A 16852-nucleotide genomic window follows, 5' to 3' on the forward strand; every position below is an offset into this window, starting at 1 on the left:
TTAGATTTATTGTTGAAGGTCCATCCAGTTGACTTGCTAAAGAGTAGCATTAACTAATGAATTGTTTTTCTTAATAATCATTTTTAATTCTGGGCCAACAACTCTTAGTAATTGCTCTTTTATTTCATTTTCTTGATTCCTGCGTTTTGCATAGGTCATAAGTTTAGAAAAGTTAATTGTGTAATTCATGATAATACTCTTATAAAAAGTAGCGAGTCTGTCTTCAATACCGAAGTAAACATTAGAGTCACACCATAAGTCAACAATTATTTTTTCCAAGCTGGGCATATATACATTATCGAAAATTTGCAAAGGAGATCTCCCTAAGAGGGGTTTCAAAATAATTGGACGCTCTGCATTGGCAACATACCTTAATATTGTTTTTCTATCTGGTTTTAGAAATAATTCCCTTACCCCGTTTTTCAAAAGGAGGGTAAACACTTCTTCCAATGAGCTTTTTTCTGCCTCGATAACAATTATACTTTTTAATAAATTACCATCCGATATTGAGCATAACCAATTTGTGTCCATAATGCAATAAGACGGTTCGAATTGACTCGAATTTATGAGACTATTTATATGAGTTATACAAGAGTCCAGTATAGGCTCAAACATCCTTTTATTCTTAATTGTATAAATTCCGCGTCCAATATCACCGATTAAGTTTCGCTTTTTTAATTCGAATAAACGCCAAGTGAAAGTGTTTTCATTAAGCTGAGGTTCAAATTGCCTAAAAAAGGTAAGTAATTCCTTCCGAGTAAGTATGGGATGAGACTTAAATTCTTGAATTAGCTTGGTATACAGGAAGTTATGGGACATTTTCAAATATAAGCCATTTTAGTATAAAAAGTAGCTATCATTTGAAGCCAATTCCGCTACTGTATTATATTAATGAAAATCAACCATATACGATTTAACGTAGCCTTCAAACGAGTATTGACTATCAGGAGAAATCAAGGCATTTAACAAGATAGAATCTAACGTATAATTTTAGTCGTTACCGTGCCAACACTCAATTTTTTGTTTAACAATCTCTAATAATATGCCTTCATTCACAGAAGAATTGCATGAAATAGATGAAGTTGATTTAACTGTAGAAAAAGCAATAGAAACCTTGAGAGACATATTTTCTAACAAACTATGACAACTTCCTATTTTTTCTCACCGATCTTTCAGCGAAGGAATATATAGTTAGGGCGTAAGTCTTGAAAAATAGTGCACGATTAAACTTTGGAGGCAATTAAAGATACAAAATACTATGCGTTGCCAACAGATATCCACGCTACTGAATAACTAAATAGAACAAGTACTTAAATTCTAGAGGTAGCATCTTTTGACATTCGGCAGGTGTGCTACAATGATATATGTTGTATATTTTACACAATTGAGATATTGAGCGAGCGGTTGCTGGAAGAGACAAAAAATATTATATTAGGATAATGTAACTGATATATATAATAGAATGATATACATAAACTAGCTAAAATGAACGCAAATACCTCAATCGGAGTACGTATACATGATATTCATCACGGCTTGATTCAAAGCACCGGAGCCATAATTGAAACCGAATATGATCAACTGAAAACATTAGGTTCTGCGATTCAAATAGCCACCACGATAAAGGATCATGAGACGATTTCTGATACCAAGTCTCTCTATGCAGCAGCCGGAGAACTAAAAATCTCCAGACCGCTTGCCAAGGAATCACTTGAAAAGCTTCAGGAGCTAGGCTATGTAAGATTAAAATATTCTACGGGTAAATCCGAAATTGCGAGAATTGATATTGTAATTCCAGATACTCAGAAGATATATACGGACTTCGGTCAATATTTTCTTGCAGAAAATAAAAGTGAGCTTGCTGGCAAGACTATTGAGGTCCTTGAAAAATTAAGTGATATTCCGCACAAAGAGCAAGAAATCGTTAGAGCACTTAATATCGACCCAAGAGTATATGACCAAATTAAAGATGTGTGTACAACTGCATCATTGGTTGGTACCTATGTTTCGCCTACAGATTCTCAATCAATTATTTTCTCGCCGTTGTATTGGGAGGATAACCCAAAACAAGTATTTGAACTCTTAAAAAAATATTCAACAAATGACTTCCTATTAGCCGTAGATACTATTAAAGAGTACCAGGGACTTCCTGACTCAAAATTTCAAAACGATGAGGTATTAAATACTGCTATTACGATTGGCTGTTTACCTACTCTTTCTGTAACTTCAACAAATGGGCTAAAAAAATTTATTTTTACGCCTAGGACTGGAGTTGGGCCAATAGAAAAGAATTTGTTATATAAGGCGAGGGTACTGATTTCTTGTGTTCGTTATGGCGAAAATTTTGCTGGGATAACCAAGATTTTGTATCCAGAGAGGTTGATGACACTCCTAGTGAACCGTGGGTTCCTTAAGGCCCACTCTGAAAGTCTGATGCAGTACGAAGCTGCAAGAAACTTAGGGTTAGTTAAAATAATTCCATCATACACCGATAGGTACGAGGTTCATTTCATCGATAACGAAGAAAATCGATTAGTTGCGAGAATGGCATTAGATATGATTAAATTTGGAGACACGACGAGGTTTGACAGCTCTAAAGTAGAAGCGGGTAAGCTGTTGCTTCCGGGAGCGGCTTTACATCCAACTCAAACCAGAAGCCACACCTTAAAAGCAGTAACCACGACCAAATCGCAAGCAACAATGAAAAGAATTAATGACTTATTAAGAGGCATTGAGTAATATGGAAAATAAAGATTTAGACTTAAAGCTGCTTACGAAAACTCTATTTGAACTAATGGGATTTAGCACTCATTTTGAAGTCAAACTGAGAAGTAAAAGCTATGTGCAAACATATAAGACACACGATATTTCTGATATTGATGTCTATGGATATAAATTCTTGGGTGATCTTTCTCTAAACACAGTAGGGGCAGAATGTAAAAGTGGCGAATCTAACGCGTTAGAGGAAGCATTTAAATTTATGGGAATTGTGGATTACTTCAATATTGGTACTGGATACTTAATGAAAAGCAAAATTCATCAAAATGCCAGAGAAATTAGTGCCAAAAACAATTTTAGGTGTTTTTCTGAAGCGGAATTGCGAAAGCTGCTTCTAGGATTTAGTATTGACATTGACAAAAATATCAAAATTGAACATGCAAAATTTAGGAGGCATCAGGATTCAATGAAAGCTCTCAAAATTGCAAATGAAAAATTACATGACTATATTAACTTAGACTACTGGAACAAGGAAAACTGGAGGAATATTCACAATATAGTGCATTTAATACATCGAAAGGAAGCGCAATTGAGTCTGTTTTCTAAGGAAGTCAGTGAAGTTAGCATTAAGCACGCTTATTATTATGTTCTTGAACTATTTAGCTTCTCGTTGTTGAAGAATATTAGTAACGCGATGATGATTAACTATTCGGATGTAGATAATTCCATTGTGATTTCATTGTTTGGAGGTGCTGAGTCACTGCACGAACGACGCAGAATTGCAGATATGGTTAATATTGCAACTGGAGAAAGTTTGAGCCTAGAGCCGGAATGGCAGTCGGCTTTTGTAACTATTTCTTCCAGGTTAGCACTATCGCCTTTTGCTGCTGCTCAAATACCTACCCTTATTCAAGATATTCGTGAAAACTGCTTTTACGATAAGAAAATATCTATAACTTCAGCGACCTTAAAAAAATATCCCGATCTAACACGAAAGTTCGCACAAGATATTGTTCAATTTCTAGTGCTCGCATCAGGAGTAGATACTACTGTTTATTCAGAATTAATGGCTTTATAATTAGCTAAAGCCTTTTGCGCACTCACTAGTTGCTTATCTCATATTCTGCAATGCGCATGTTTTACATCCTGTTATAATATTTTCTTTTTAGGACCTTCTGTAATACTTGCCAGGTCTGCGATACAGGCGAAATCCGGATTTACTTTATTTATTAGAAATGTTCTTTTTAAAATTGTAGGTAATTCCTGATGGAAAGTTGGAATAAAGTTAAACATAGAGAAACTACAGTTGGGTAAATTCAGGATAGCAATATGGGTAGGTTTTCAAAATGTTTTAGGAATCATATGCGTAGCATACATTGCTAATCTAATTATAAGTAAATAACATCGAGATTATTTAATTCCATAACAATCATTAAAATTCACTATACCGTACTTTTTGAGAATAGCGTCCAAGTTTGCATAAAACCATAAATTATTTAAAGTATCGCTCACTTGCCATTGCTGGAATAGATTTTCAATTTCAGACGTTAACTCATTATTGATTTCTTTCAAGGGTGATAAAATTAGATCTGGGTGTAATCCATTTTCAGTTGAGGGATCTTTAATTTTATACAACTCAAATAACTTAGCTCCAGATATTAGCTGAATAATTCCTAAAATCTCCTTGCATAGATCAATAGTTCCTGCATTATTTAGCGTTTGCAAAACAACTACCTTCATAAACATTCCACCTAAAAAATAATCCTTAGGAGTATCCTGTAAAAACTCATCAACACTATACCCCATTGTGAGAAACTCGTCCAACATTTTAAAGTGACCTAAATCATTGTTCATGTGCCCAATAAATTCAATACTGAATGGAGAGTTTCGAACATTAAAATGACTATAAGTATATATATCGTCAGTAAATCCCATAAGATTCAACTTAACATGAAGTAGTTCATGTGCCATAGCTGCAGGATCTGGAATATTAGTAGGTGCACTTATTTTATAACAAGTTTGAACACGCCAACATGGAATTCCTGAGTTCTCTTCAAATAAAATACAAGCTCCCTTTTCAGTTAAGAAATCATACAATTTTTTGTTTTCTTGATCGAAGGATTCTTCTAAAGCCATTTTCGTTTATTAAGTATAACCTAAGATATGTTAATATGGCAACTTACCAAGTAAATATAAAATCACTTCGAATAAATTAACCATTATTGACGGATCTCAGAGTAGTGCATATTCAAACACATGAAAGCTTAATAAGCCATATAAACAATGGAATTTTTGAATAATGATTCTTGATTACTAGTAATCTAGAAAAAAATTACAACCTCAAAAACTGGTATTAAGATAATATCACATACTCAATTCTGACAAAGTATGCATATTATGATGCCATAAGTTAGATTTTTGACTTGCCATCCCGACAATTCTAACAAAAGCCTTGGTTATTAACCAGGGCTTTTGCTTTTTATTTAAAAGTATAGTTTGTCTTATTTTTCTCCCCCGTTTTTTTCAATACACCTTCTTCCACTGCCTCCTTTAAATCCCGGCTGGCTGTAGCTTGTGAAATTTCTTTAAAGTGTCTTAGATATTCTTTCCGTGTAAAAGCTTTCTTCCCTGCAATTGAACTAAACACCAGTACCCTGTCTGAACTTAGCAATGTTCTATTTTGTTGGGATAATAGCTCTTCCAGGGATTCTAAAATTATCCCTAACATGAATTCTATAAAAATTGTTGAATTTCCGGACTTGTCAGATTTGCTTAAGGCCTCATAATATTGTTGCTGTCTCTGCTTAACAATTGTTTCAATAGGTAAATACTCAAAAACAGGATACTGGTGTTTTAAAATTACTGTTTGCCAAAGCCTTCCAATCCGTCCATTACCATCCATGAACGGGTGAATAAATTCCAGTTCATAATGAAACACACAACTTTTTATCAATGCCAGATCCTTGGAAGATTTTAGATACCCAAATAAATCATTCATTAAAGGTTTAACCATTTCCCCAGGAGGAGCAATGTGAGTAATATCACTTCCTTTTACAATCCCCACTGACTTCGTTCTGAGCTTTCCTGATTTATCAATTAACCCCTTCATAAGAAGATTATGAGCATGAAGGAGAGATTGAATACTATTGGGATTGAATTCATTTAATTTTTCATAAACTACAATAGCGTTTTTAACTTCGAGAATATCTTTTTGCGGACCAAGTACCCTCTTGTTCTCTACAATTGCTGTTATTTGTTCAATAGAAAGTGTATTCCCTTCAATTTCTAACGAAGCCTGAATTGTTTTAATTCGGTTTGATTTTCTTAATTCTGCAGGAGGTTTGTGTAAATGCGTTGCATTTATTTCTCCTATTTTTTCAGATATAGTAGCTACTAGCTGGAGAATGGCAGAGGTGATATTGTATGGAGGCTGCATAACTGATAGTATCATTTGATACTATCAAAAGTACGCTAATATTGCTGGATCTATTCAAAGATTATTCACTGTATTAAGATGATTAAGGCTTAAAAAACATTTTTACTTTTATCTATTGGATCTATTCTGAATAAACACTGATTTCCAATAATTCAGGAGCAAAAAGGTTAGACGATTGTCCTATTATCCCGACAAAAACAGTAAACCCGCTCTCAGAGCGGGTTTACTGTTTTTTAGATTCTCCTTAAAAAATACTAAGTAATTAAATAATTCAGGCATCCACCAACAGCCTGGTTAAATAATCCATTTCAGTGGAGCTGTTTTGAGCAAGGCTAACTATTTTAAGTCCATCTAAAATACGTCTGGTCACCAGCAGGTCTAACAACTTCCGCTGAAGCCCCCTTAGTAACGGATCAGGCAAGCTTTCCAGCAATTTGCCATAAAAATCAGCCATACAATAATCCGCCTTATAAATATAATAATAGAGCCATGCGGAATTAAAGTGCATAAACTCGTTGACATGAAAAGTGGAACGATGACTGTATAGTTCTGACAAGTTTCTTTTCGAGTCTAAGACAGAGGGTACATCCTGAAGCCGGTTGTTTTTAATCAGCCATTCTACATATAATGTTTTTGCAAACAGGTAATCGGGAAACAGCCTTAGCGTTTCAAACATTTCAGCCTCTGCGCTTTTATGATCTTCTAAAAGTAAAAAGGCGTTATACAGGTAATTCCTGAATATGGGATTGTGCGGCCATCGTCTGATATCTTCCTGAAGCGCGATTATGGTTGAATTTATCTGATTTGCAGAAACTTCTTGCATGAATAATTGATCATACAGTTTCCGTAACTCCAGTTTTTCTTCATTGCTGTGAATCCAAGCCTGTTCTTCGGCAGAGTCTTCCCAATTCACTGCCTTACGAGCATCTACAAACATTTTGTCAAAATCAAGGCCACGCTCCTCTAATTCGGGTTTTGTCGAAGCATTAAAATAGATATAGGATATTTCTCTGGCAAGCTGATGAAAATTATCCTCGGAAATACCTCTGATAAAAGACTCCCATTCTTTTCTATTCCAAAAATAAAAAAGAGCCTGATCGACTTCCCGATCATTTCCTTCATGCAAATGATCTCTATCTTCCTGGAATTTGTTTTCTGTAACTACCGTGTAGCGGAACCTGCCTTCGCCGGCATGTTCTTTCAACCGGGCAAGTGCTAATGTTTGCTTGTTATCAGGATAAACAACTAAATGCGGCAACCCATCTTCATCTCCGGTATGTATTTCGATCAAAGGTGTTTTTTCATTATCTTCTTCAAGTAAATAACGGGTTATGTTAACGAAATCCGGATGCTGTGAAATATTATACTCCGTAGCCAGATCGTTCCCGGCAAATATGATGTTATGAGCCAGAGGGTAATCGACCTCTATCATTTCTATTTCCTGATCATAAGCGCTTAATTTATCCTCCATTTGATCTTCATCCTCATTGAATCTATAAAAGGTATCTTTTACACCAAGACATAATAAATCTACGAGGTACCCTGCATAAGTAAAGTTTCCATTTGTGTGTTTGCGAATTACAATTACCTGGGCAATCCTGCTCGTTTCCCAATCGGCAGTTATCAGGCATCGCTCTATTTTTAGTGTTCGTGACCGTGATTTTATATATTGTTCTGCAGAAAGAGGAGGCATTTTAGTGACGATTATGCTACTTTAATGCGGTAGTCAGCAATGTTCCGATGTTCAGAGGAAAACGCAATGCCTATGGCAATTTTTTTACGCTCATCAGCCGCATATGGTTGTAAATATTTTTTTTCCAAGATTTGCCCCAGTGCTTCATCGGCTGAAACATCAAGTTTCAATTCAAGCACATAGATGAACTGTTTTGTTTTTACGACAACATCAGCCCGGCCGCTACTGGAATGGACTTCTGCTGAGAGATCTATACCAACATTTTTAAATGTCAGAAGGGTAATAACATGAAAAATAGATTCTGTATCTGCACGCCAGAGATCATACGGAATACTTCCGATTACCGCATTTAATTCGTTGATAATACAGTTTATGTTTCCTTCTTCGAATGCAATCCTGAGATCAGCAGTGACGGTCATTGAAGTACCGGGAAAAACTTCACGGTAGGAACTGAGCAAATTATCCAGCAAGCTAACCTTCACCTCCCGGTTTGGGTAGTCAAGCGTATACAATTGGGTATCCGGGTTATAGCTTTTGATCGTCAGATAACCTGTTTGAAATAAGAGAGGGCCTGAAACCGGATTCTCAATTTGAAAACTTCCCAACGATATATCAGACTCTCGGACGTTTTCGAAATTATATTCTTTCTTCTTCTTAAGAAGGTTCACTAAAAAAGAGGGTGATCCAGTGGCAAACCAGAAATTCCTGAACGCCTCTTCTTTTATGAATGAGAGTAACGAAAACGGATTGTACAACGTTTCAGTTCCACCCCAATTATAACCATTATACCAGTCCTTAATTTTTTCAAGCAATTGAATCTTATTCAATCCCAGCTCCCGCGGTAATAACTCCAGTTCATCTGTAAAGTTTGTTTCCAATTCATACTGGGTAATCCCTGCTATGTTGTTGAAATGCTTGCTTAAGGTTATATCCTCCAAATTATTAAGGTCAGAAAAAATACTCACTTTAGAAAACCTGCTTACCCCGGTAAGTATTAAGAGGCGAATATATTTATCTGCATCTTTTAGTATAGAATACAAATTTTTTAAAATAGTCCGATTCTCTTGCGCCCTCGGAATATCATCCAGGTAATCGATGAGAGGTTTGTCGTACTCGTCGATCAGGACAGCAACCTTGCCTTTTTGAGCAACTTTGACTATTAATTCTTTAAATAACTGATCGTATGCACCATCAGATAGCTCAATCTGCAAACGGCGTGCATTTTCTTGTAATGCGCCTTCAATAGCACTTTGTAATCCAATTGTACCTGTACCGATATTTGAAAAAGAAATTCTGATAACTGGATTATTATTTTCCCAATCCCATTTATCATGGATCCATAATCCTTTAAAAAGTTCTTCACTACCACTGAAAAGCTCGGCTATAGTGTCCAATAAAAGACTTTTTCCAAAACGACGTGGACGACTGAGGAAATAATACTTCCCATAATTCACCATTTGGTGAATTATTTCCGTTTTATCGATATATACGAAGCCGCCTTCCCGTATTTCTCGAAATGACTGTAAGCCAATGGGATATTTCCTTGTCATATAGCAAATATAATCCATTGAAAATTAATGAAGGATATATATACCGCTTAAAGATGACCAGATCCGGGGGGATTATCCACCAATTCCGAAATGCTGGTTTCCCGGCTTCGTCCGTTTGCGAATAAAGCTGTGGGTGCAATGTCTGGTTATTTCAATATTTTCCTTTTTCAAGGTCTTGTAATATACTCACTGCATATCAGTTCGGTAATATTCGCATAGTCACGGATATTTCATGCTATGTATAAAATGAAACACATTCAACTATACTCGAACAAAATTCTATTTTACCAACCCTTTTTCAAGTGCAGCTTTTACCAGGCCTGCAGTATTGCGTGCTCCGAGCTTTGACAATAAACTAGCCCGGTGGGTCTCTACGGTATTGACAGAAATAAAAAGCGTGGAAGCAATTTCATGGGTTGTTAGCTCTTTTACTATCAGTTGTAATATTTCAGCCTCCCGCTTTGACAAACGGGGGATATAATCAGTGGAGGGGCTCCTGCTTTCAATAGCGCTTCGCAGCATGATCCGCTCCACTTCCCTGTGAAGATATAGTTCTCCTGTTTTTATTTTATCTATACATTCCCACAGATCCTCTGATTTCATATTCTTCAACTGAAAGCCTGCACATCCATTCTTGATTGCATTTTTGATAACTGCCGGCTCGCTGATGCCTGTGAGCATGATCACTTTCATCTCCGGGTAGCGTTTGGAGAATTCTTTACAAAGCACAATCCCGTCTTCCTTTGTCAGGTGAATATCGAGGAGCAGGTAAGAAGGTGCGGTATGCTCTTCAATATATGACACTAACTCAGCTGATGAACTGAATCCCCCGGCAAATGAATAGGCACTATTGCTGCCTACTATACTACTAATGGCTTCCGTGATCAAAGAATGATCGTCCAGTACCGCAATCCTGTTATCCATTGCCTTCATTTTTTTCCAGTTGTATTTCAATAAAAACTGAAGTTCCTTTTTCATTGTCTGACCGGATATCCAATGATCCATTCAGATAAGAAACCCTTGATGCTACATTACTGAGTCCAATGCCTTCTTTTTTGGAAGGAGCAAAACCTTTTCCGTCATCTTCCACGGTGATGGACAATCGATTTTTATCCCGGTGTAGCTGAACCAGCGCCTCAGAAGCTCCTGCATGCCTGATGATATTGTTGACCAATTCCTGTACAATCCTGTAAATGCTTAATTCAACCGATTGTTCCAGCCTCTCCTGCAACCCTACAGACTGGAATTCCAGGTTCAGCATTTTACTACCGGAAACCGATTCGCAGTATTTTTGCAGCGCTTCTTCAAGTCCAAATCGCAATAAGGTTTCCGGCAAGAGATTATGGGCTATGCGTCTGCTTTCCACAGCAGCCTTACTAATCAGGTCGGCCACCATTTCATTACTCTTGTTTGCAGATGGTGCGTCGGATTTCTGTGCATTGCTCATATGCATTTGAGCCGCGGCAAGAATCCCGCCCAGTCCATCATGCAATTCGCGGGCTAGCCGGTTTCTTTCCTTTTCTTCACCCGTCATGAGCGCTTTCAGCAAGGAAATATCCTGCTCCCTTTTCAATGCCACCAATGATTGGCGGTACACTTTACGGCGTTGAAAATAGAGAAAAAGAGAAAGGCATAGAATGGCGGCCACGGAAACAAGGCTTATCAGCAACATTCTTGTATTGGCATTCTTGCGGGTGATGGTCAGTTCCTGCCCGGCAATGATCCTTTCCTTTTCACTGGTTTCATATTTCACATTCAGGTCATTGATCTGCGCCATCGATTGCTGGTTGAAAATGGAATCAGAAATATCTACATATTCATTCAATGCTTCATAGGCGCTCTTGTAATCTCCTTTTTCCTCATTGATCGTATACAGGAGCTGGTAAGATTTTTTCAACATGGGAAAATCTCCCATTTCGATAAAGACATCTTTCGATTGGTGGGCATACTTCAACGATTCTTCCATTTTGCCCGCATTAAATAATGCATAGCTCCTCACCTGCAGCAAACCACCCAAACTATAATGACTGGGCATTTGCTTCGCCACTTGTTCCGCCTTTTCAAAAGCCTGATCAGCTTTCTTGAAATCACCACCCCTGGCATAATAATCAGCTTCATTTTGCCAGATGAAATATTGCAACTCCAGGTTCATCGGATATTTTGCTGCAATCTGTTTTGCCTTGTTATTCCAATTAAATGCAGTATCCAGGTAGATGGAGCTTTCCGCCACAAATGTTCTTGACATACTGCAGGAGAGCATAGCAGCAGCCTCTTCTTTCCCAAGTGATTCAAAAATGGCTATGGCGCGCGCATACTGCTTTTTAACTTCCGGAATTTGCCTTCCCTGGAAAGCAATCTGCCCCATTATCTGGTATCCCCTGGCTTCGAGGAACTGGTCCCCGATGGCTTTGCTGATATCGATTGCCTTGTTCACAAATACAGCCGCATCTGTAAGCTGAGCCCGGTGAATGTTGGCTGCCGCTTTCTGATGTAAAGCCTTTACATACCATTGCCGGTCTGTACCATGCTCCACAATGGCCAGCAACGAGTCTGTATACTGCTCCATCATGGAATATTTCTTTTGCTTGTACAAAAGTTCTGCGAACAACCAGTAAAACTGCGATCTTTTTTCGACTGTACTTTTCTGTAAAAATACACGGCCAACCTGAAGTGCCTGAAGGCCCGTGTTAACCTCGTTTTTCTTCAGACTGCTGTCTGATAATGCCAGAAGCTCAGACAACTTACTGCTATCAGCTGGCTGACTCAATGCCAGCTTGATTGCTGCATCGTTTTGCTGCGCAGCCAATACACCAAATTTAAAAAGAAGGGCGAAAAGCAAAATTTTCTTACAGGATAACATGCATAGAGGTTTGTTCAAAAATAGGGTAAAAACCTCATGAAGGAGGCTCCCGGAATACCATGAGTTTTTAAAATGGTTATTTACCCTGAACATACCATTGTAGCAATTGAAGAGGTTTGCAATTCGGAAATAAACACTCAAAACCTGTTAGTATGAAAACAACCTTTTCAATAGCAATGCTACTCGCCGCCGGTGTAACAACGCAGGCTCAGGTCATAGACCGTAAAGTTGAAGAAGCCAAAAACAGAACCAATCAGAGGATCGAAAACAAATCGTCCGAAGCCATCGAAAAAGGACTCGACAAAATCGAAAAAGGTATCGGCAATATTTTCAAAAAGAAAAAGAAAGACAAAAAGGAATCTCCCGGATCGCCGGAGATGATGCCGGGCAACAATGGACCAGCCGCCGGAGATGTACCCGATTTTACTGTTTACAAGGGATCGGATTTTGTTCCCGGCAAGCAGGTCCTCTTCTTTGAAGATTTTACCACAGGCGCATCTCAATGGGAAATCAATGAATGGGACCGTGGAGACGCTATGCCACCCGGCATCAACACTCCCGGTGAACAAAACGGCAATTGGTACAAGGCCCCCAGAAAAGGGAATATTATTCCGCTTCCGGTGCGTGACCTCCCTGACCAGTTCACCCTCGAATTCGACCTGTACCCCAACCTGGAAACTATGAGCGAAATGGAAGGCGGTTTCAAAACCATCATCGTTCGTTCAGGCACAGACCGGAAAGAATACAGCATTCATTTCAATGATCAGCCCCAGGTACAACTGGACGTACACCCTTCCAGCGAGATCGTGTATATCAGCGCCACCAGTGAGTATGGGCAGGATGAGCGAAACCTTTTCAGTAAAGAGATCAGGAACGGCTGGAAGCAAGGACAGGCCAAACATATTTCCATCTCCAGGGACAAATCACATATTCGTTTGTATATAGACGGTACCAGGTACATGGACCTGCCAAACGGCCTGCCCCAAACCGGTAAATACACACTATTGTTTTCCAGCAATCTTTGGGGCGATGGCCTGTATTTTACCAATGTCCGTCTGGCAACCGGCTTACAGCAGGCCAGCACTGAAATAGCTAAAACAGGAAAATTTGTTACGAACAGCATTTACTTCGATATCAATTCATCCCGTATCATGCCCGCTTCCTGGCCTACGCTCAAACAAGCTGCTGCCGCTATTCAGGCCAGTTCCGGTACTATCCTGATCAATGGACATACAGACAGCGATGGTAATGACGATGCCAATCTGGTTCTCTCCCAAAAAAGAGCAGATGCCGTGAAAGCAGCATTGGTGAAGGAATTCAAGATCGATGCCAGCCGGCTGATCACATCGGGTAAAGGAGAAGCCACACCACTGGAACCCAATTCAACAGCCGCCGGTAAAGCAAAGAACCGCCGGGTAGAATTCATTAAACAATAACCATATGCGCCTCCTTCTTCTTCTATTGACGCTCAGCCTGTTTTACGGCTGTGGATCAAGGTTAGCACTGCCCGTACCGGACAGTTTCGACCCCTCACAACTGAACGCCATTTTTGACCGGAACGATGCATTGCCTGTAGCTTCCGTTGCCAGTATTGCCGGAGTTTCCCCGGAAAAACTGAAACAGTTCAGGGAAATTATTGGAAAAGACAATACCAGCAATGCCGTTTTGTACAGTTGGCCCAATGGCGAAAAAAGAATCATCACAACGCAGGATCAAAAACAGCTTACAACAGAAGCATTCAGTTCACTCGGAATTGCATTTTTCAGGAAAACCGGTAAGGCCGCCTTCCAAATGCAATTCGAATCTGCTGATGCATTGCAACAGCAAATCGATCAACTGACAAAAGATAAAGATACAGACCCCGACCTGGCAATAGCAGAAGCGAAATACCTGGCAGGCCAGGCGCAGATCCGGCAATTCAATAAAATGGAAAAGGTGGGAGAACTCAGTTACTGGGAAACACCCGTTCAGGCCCTCCATGTGTACGTAAGCGGTTATGCCTTTACCATCACTACCAATTTACCAACGGAAACCAGCAGCCGCAACAAGGCGGTACAGTTGGCCGGATTGATTTTCGAATCTTTTCAAAAAAGCAAAAAATGAAATCTTATATCCTTTTCCCACTGCTGTTCCTGTTAACGGGTTTTTATGCTGTGGCAGGAAAGAAGCTCATAACAGCCAACTGTGAAATGGGCCAGGGATGCAGCTTTCAATTATCAGACAATGAACCCTCAGATTATGATGTGGTATATGGTACTGAAGCAGGCTATCATGAAGGACTGCCGGAAAACGCCATAGTAGTAGATGCAAAACTAAACGGCAAATGGGAACATTATATCGAAACCGGAATGAGCCGCAGTGAGCTGGACAAGTTCTATGGAGGTGATGGATTTACGCAACTCTCTTTATTCAATCCTTATTTCCAGCCATTGGATGGCGAATGGAAAATTCAGATTGGTACAGTTACCGGGGATGTTTGCTATGGTCAGTCGTCCAACCTTTTCAAATCCATGTTACAGGGCCTCGTCAAGAAAGGGAACCTCCGTTTTGAAAGGCCATTCAATGCCCGGACCTTATTCAACAGTCCGGACGTTAAATGGACGAAGAAAAGACCTGACCTCTATAGCGCATATTTTGGCAATGCCTACATGAACCTCCGGTTTAACGTACAGCTGGTCCATGAAAAAAAGATCGAGGGCCTGTTTGTGGTCACCATCAATGTGCCCACCAAACCTTCCTGCGTCAACAAGATCCCGGTGGAATATTCTTTCCTGAGACCATTGCAGGACCCTAATGAATCCCCGGAAAAAAACGAAAGGCCGGAAGTTCCATTACTGGAAGATAAACCCAGGCCCAACGTACCGATCATCCGTGATTAAACGAAAACAAAAACAATGAAATCATTCTATTCTTTTTTCCTGTTATCGCTTGTACTAGCAAGTGCCTGCAAAAACGATAATGCTTCAAAAAACAAGCATGCAGGTATTGACCTTGAACGCGCCATCGATCAGGCAGAATCCCGTCGCAGCGCCAGTCCTGCCAGGGCCGGTGACAACACCTGCCTGCTGGGCTATCAGACAAAATATGACGAACTGCTGTCTACCGGACTGGTTCTGTCTGCCACCGGATTTTCCAGTGAAGTAATGACAACGCAATACAATAAGGTGCTGAAGCCGGAACACCACTCCTATCAATTTAAATTCCTGAACAAGCGTATTGGTAAAATAAAGGGATTGTCGGGAGAACTGGAACTGCCGGATATAGTTGCAGTCCAAAGCATCAAACCCATGACGCCAGATCAGTTTGCTCAAAGCTACCGCGCTGTTACCTCCGCCGAAATGGAAGTTGCCAAAGAAACTTTGGAAGATATGACCGATCAGAGTGAACAGCAGGAAGTAGAAAAAGAAACAACAAAGAAAGCAGGCAATTCCCTGCTCAATACATTCAGGGAAGTTTCCGAAGCCTATTCACAGGTAGCTGGCCTGGGCGACAACGCAAGCTGGAATAGCATTACCAATGAACTGGCTGTGCTGCAAAAAGGAGTAAAATTCGAGATCAGGGCGGAAATAAGTAACGACACCGAAAAGAACAAAAGCGTAGCCATTGAACTGGCGAAAGCTGTTTTATCCAAATGCCAATAATCATTTAAGTCATGAAGCAAGTATTGATCGTCCTGCTCTTATTGTGCAATTTTTGTTACGCTCAATCAACCTTTCAGCCGGTAGCCATTTGCCTTGAAGGGAAGGGCTGTGAAGAAGCTATTATCCAACTGAGCAGAAGCAGGATCAGCCAGCTATCCGGAAAGCCCGGATTGTTTGCCAATGCCGGAAAAAATGCGCTGCTGGTAGTCGATGGATGTGAGGTGTCCGTTACTGACAGCCTTACCATCGGGCAATTGCACAAGCAATACGGCGGCAAAGGCACGGCTCCGAAAAAGCGGTATTTTAACCTGGAACAATATCTCAGGGAAAAAGGATGCCTGCTTTGTCCGAATGCTACTAAAAGGATCTCCTTCCGGGTAAGCTCACCCGAATTCACCGGCTCTTCCTATTTTTTTTCCAACCTGCAGAAAGGAGAAGCTTATATGCCTAATGCAGCATACCTCAAATTGTATGGGCCGGAAGCCGCCGGTATGACCGTAGATGCCTTTTTCCGGGATTACCAATATGTCAATTATGTTATAGATCCCGAAGGCAGGAAATATAAAATGAATATGCCCATCGGCCTGAGTATGGGCGCTCCGGGAAAAAATGATTTTAACAACGAAAAGTATTTCAAAGAGAACTTCCGGAAAACAGGAAAAAAGAAAAAATTCCTGAACACTCCTCATGACCAGGTAGAGTACCGCGGAAAAGGAGAAGAAGGCCTGCTTCATTTCTGGCTGGCGCCTGCCCCCGGTATCTGCCTGCCTGTAGGCAAGTTTGATGCGATGGGATTTTTTAACCTGGGTTTTATCGCCGTTGACGGCATTACCTACCTGGTTGCGGCCATTGAAGGCAATAATTTCAAGGCGGAAATTACCGGTTACGGAGAAGGCAGTTACCAGTTCAACCCTTCGGGCTATTCTTCAATTCCTGCATCCTTTTAATCAATGA

At 39.8% G+C, this 16852-nt stretch carries 14 protein-coding genes; 7 read left to right on the forward strand and 7 right to left on the reverse strand.

Annotated features, from left to right (window positions below; translation table 11 throughout):
• Nucleotides 1-36 precede the first annotated feature (36 nt).
• Entirely contained in the window at nt 37-819 is a 783-nt protein-coding gene (locus D9Y29_RS26975; RefSeq protein WP_338143003.1) for a DUF6577 family protein, read from the reverse strand.
• Between the two features lie 666 nt (nt 820-1485).
• Here D9Y29_RS26975 and D9Y29_RS03525 point away from each other — a divergent pair.
• Together D9Y29_RS03525 and D9Y29_RS03530 are read left to right on the forward strand one after the other, a co-directional pair.
• Entirely contained in the window at nt 1486-2739 is a 1254-nt protein-coding gene (locus D9Y29_RS03525; protein ID WP_127125074.1) for a hypothetical protein, read from the forward strand.
• A gap of 1 nt (nt 2740) precedes the next feature.
• The gene (locus tag D9Y29_RS03530; protein WP_127125075.1) at nt 2741-3796 is read left to right on the forward strand and encodes a hypothetical protein; all 1056 of its coding nucleotides are present in this window, start codon (nt 2741-2743) and stop codon (nt 3794-3796) included.
• A 332-nt stretch (nt 3797-4128) separates the two neighbouring features.
• On the opposite strand, the gene D9Y29_RS03535 is transcribed toward D9Y29_RS03530, so the two are convergent.
• From D9Y29_RS03535 to D9Y29_RS03560, 6 genes are all read right to left on the reverse strand, one after another.
• Nucleotides 4129-4854 carry a hypothetical protein gene (locus D9Y29_RS03535; RefSeq protein ID WP_127125076.1) on the reverse strand — a complete coding sequence of 242 codons (726 nt, stop codon included), beginning with the start codon at nt 4852-4854 and terminating at the stop codon, nt 4129-4131.
• Between the two features lie 343 nt (nt 4855-5197).
• Complete coding sequence (locus D9Y29_RS03540) at nt 5198-6154, reverse strand: Fic family protein (RefSeq protein ID WP_206513705.1); 957 nt, start codon at nt 6152-6154, stop codon at nt 5198-5200.
• 271 nt (nt 6155-6425) lie between these two features.
• Nucleotides 6426-7847 carry a hypothetical protein gene (locus tag D9Y29_RS03545; protein WP_127125078.1) on the reverse strand — a complete coding sequence of 474 codons (1422 nt, stop codon included), beginning with the start codon at nt 7845-7847 and terminating at the stop codon, nt 6426-6428.
• An 11-nt stretch (nt 7848-7858) separates the two neighbouring features.
• The gene (locus D9Y29_RS03550) at nt 7859-9397 is read right to left on the reverse strand and encodes an ATP-binding protein (protein ID WP_127125079.1); all 1539 of its coding nucleotides are present in this window, start codon (nt 9395-9397) and stop codon (nt 7859-7861) included.
• Nucleotides 9398-9676: 279 nt separating this feature from the next.
• Nucleotides 9677-10321 (reverse strand): LuxR C-terminal-related transcriptional regulator, encoded by a 645-nt coding sequence (locus D9Y29_RS03555; RefSeq protein WP_164735240.1) that lies wholly within the window; start codon nt 10319-10321, stop codon nt 9677-9679.
• Nucleotides 10314-12203, reverse strand: a complete 1890-nt coding sequence (locus tag D9Y29_RS03560; protein ID WP_164735241.1) for a sensor histidine kinase — start codon at nt 12201-12203, stop codon at nt 10314-10316. Before D9Y29_RS03560 ends, D9Y29_RS03555 begins: the two co-directional genes overlap by 8 nt.
• 206 nt (nt 12204-12409) lie before the next feature.
• On the opposite strand from D9Y29_RS03560, the gene D9Y29_RS03565 reads away from it, so the two are divergent.
• The 5 genes from D9Y29_RS03565 to D9Y29_RS03585 are packed head-to-tail and all read left to right on the forward strand — an operon-like array spanning nt 12410 to nt 16845.
• Nucleotides 12410-13693, forward strand: coding sequence for an OmpA family protein (locus tag D9Y29_RS03565; protein ID WP_127125082.1), 1284 nt, complete (start codon nt 12410-12412; stop codon nt 13691-13693).
• 4 nt (nt 13694-13697) lie between these two features.
• Complete coding sequence (locus tag D9Y29_RS03570) at nt 13698-14360, forward strand: hypothetical protein (RefSeq protein ID WP_127125083.1); 663 nt, start codon at nt 13698-13700, stop codon at nt 14358-14360.
• Nucleotides 14357-15136, forward strand: coding sequence for a hypothetical protein (locus D9Y29_RS03575; RefSeq protein WP_127125084.1), 780 nt, complete (start codon nt 14357-14359; stop codon nt 15134-15136). The genes D9Y29_RS03570 and D9Y29_RS03575 overlap by 4 nt, the downstream gene beginning before the upstream one ends.
• Before the next feature lie 15 nt (nt 15137-15151).
• A complete protein-coding gene (locus D9Y29_RS03580; protein WP_127125085.1) occupies nt 15152-15898 on the forward strand; it encodes a hypothetical protein in 747 nt (248 codons plus the stop codon).
• An 11-nt stretch (nt 15899-15909) separates the two neighbouring features.
• Nucleotides 15910-16845 carry a hypothetical protein gene (locus tag D9Y29_RS03585; protein WP_127125086.1) on the forward strand — a complete coding sequence of 312 codons (936 nt, stop codon included), beginning with the start codon at nt 15910-15912 and terminating at the stop codon, nt 16843-16845.
• The last annotated feature ends 7 nt before the right edge of the window (nt 16846-16852 follow it).

It is taken from the genome of Pseudoflavitalea rhizosphaerae (genome assembly GCF_003991355.1).
Classification (GTDB): Bacteria; Bacteroidota; Bacteroidia; order Chitinophagales; family Chitinophagaceae; genus Pseudobacter; species Pseudobacter rhizosphaerae.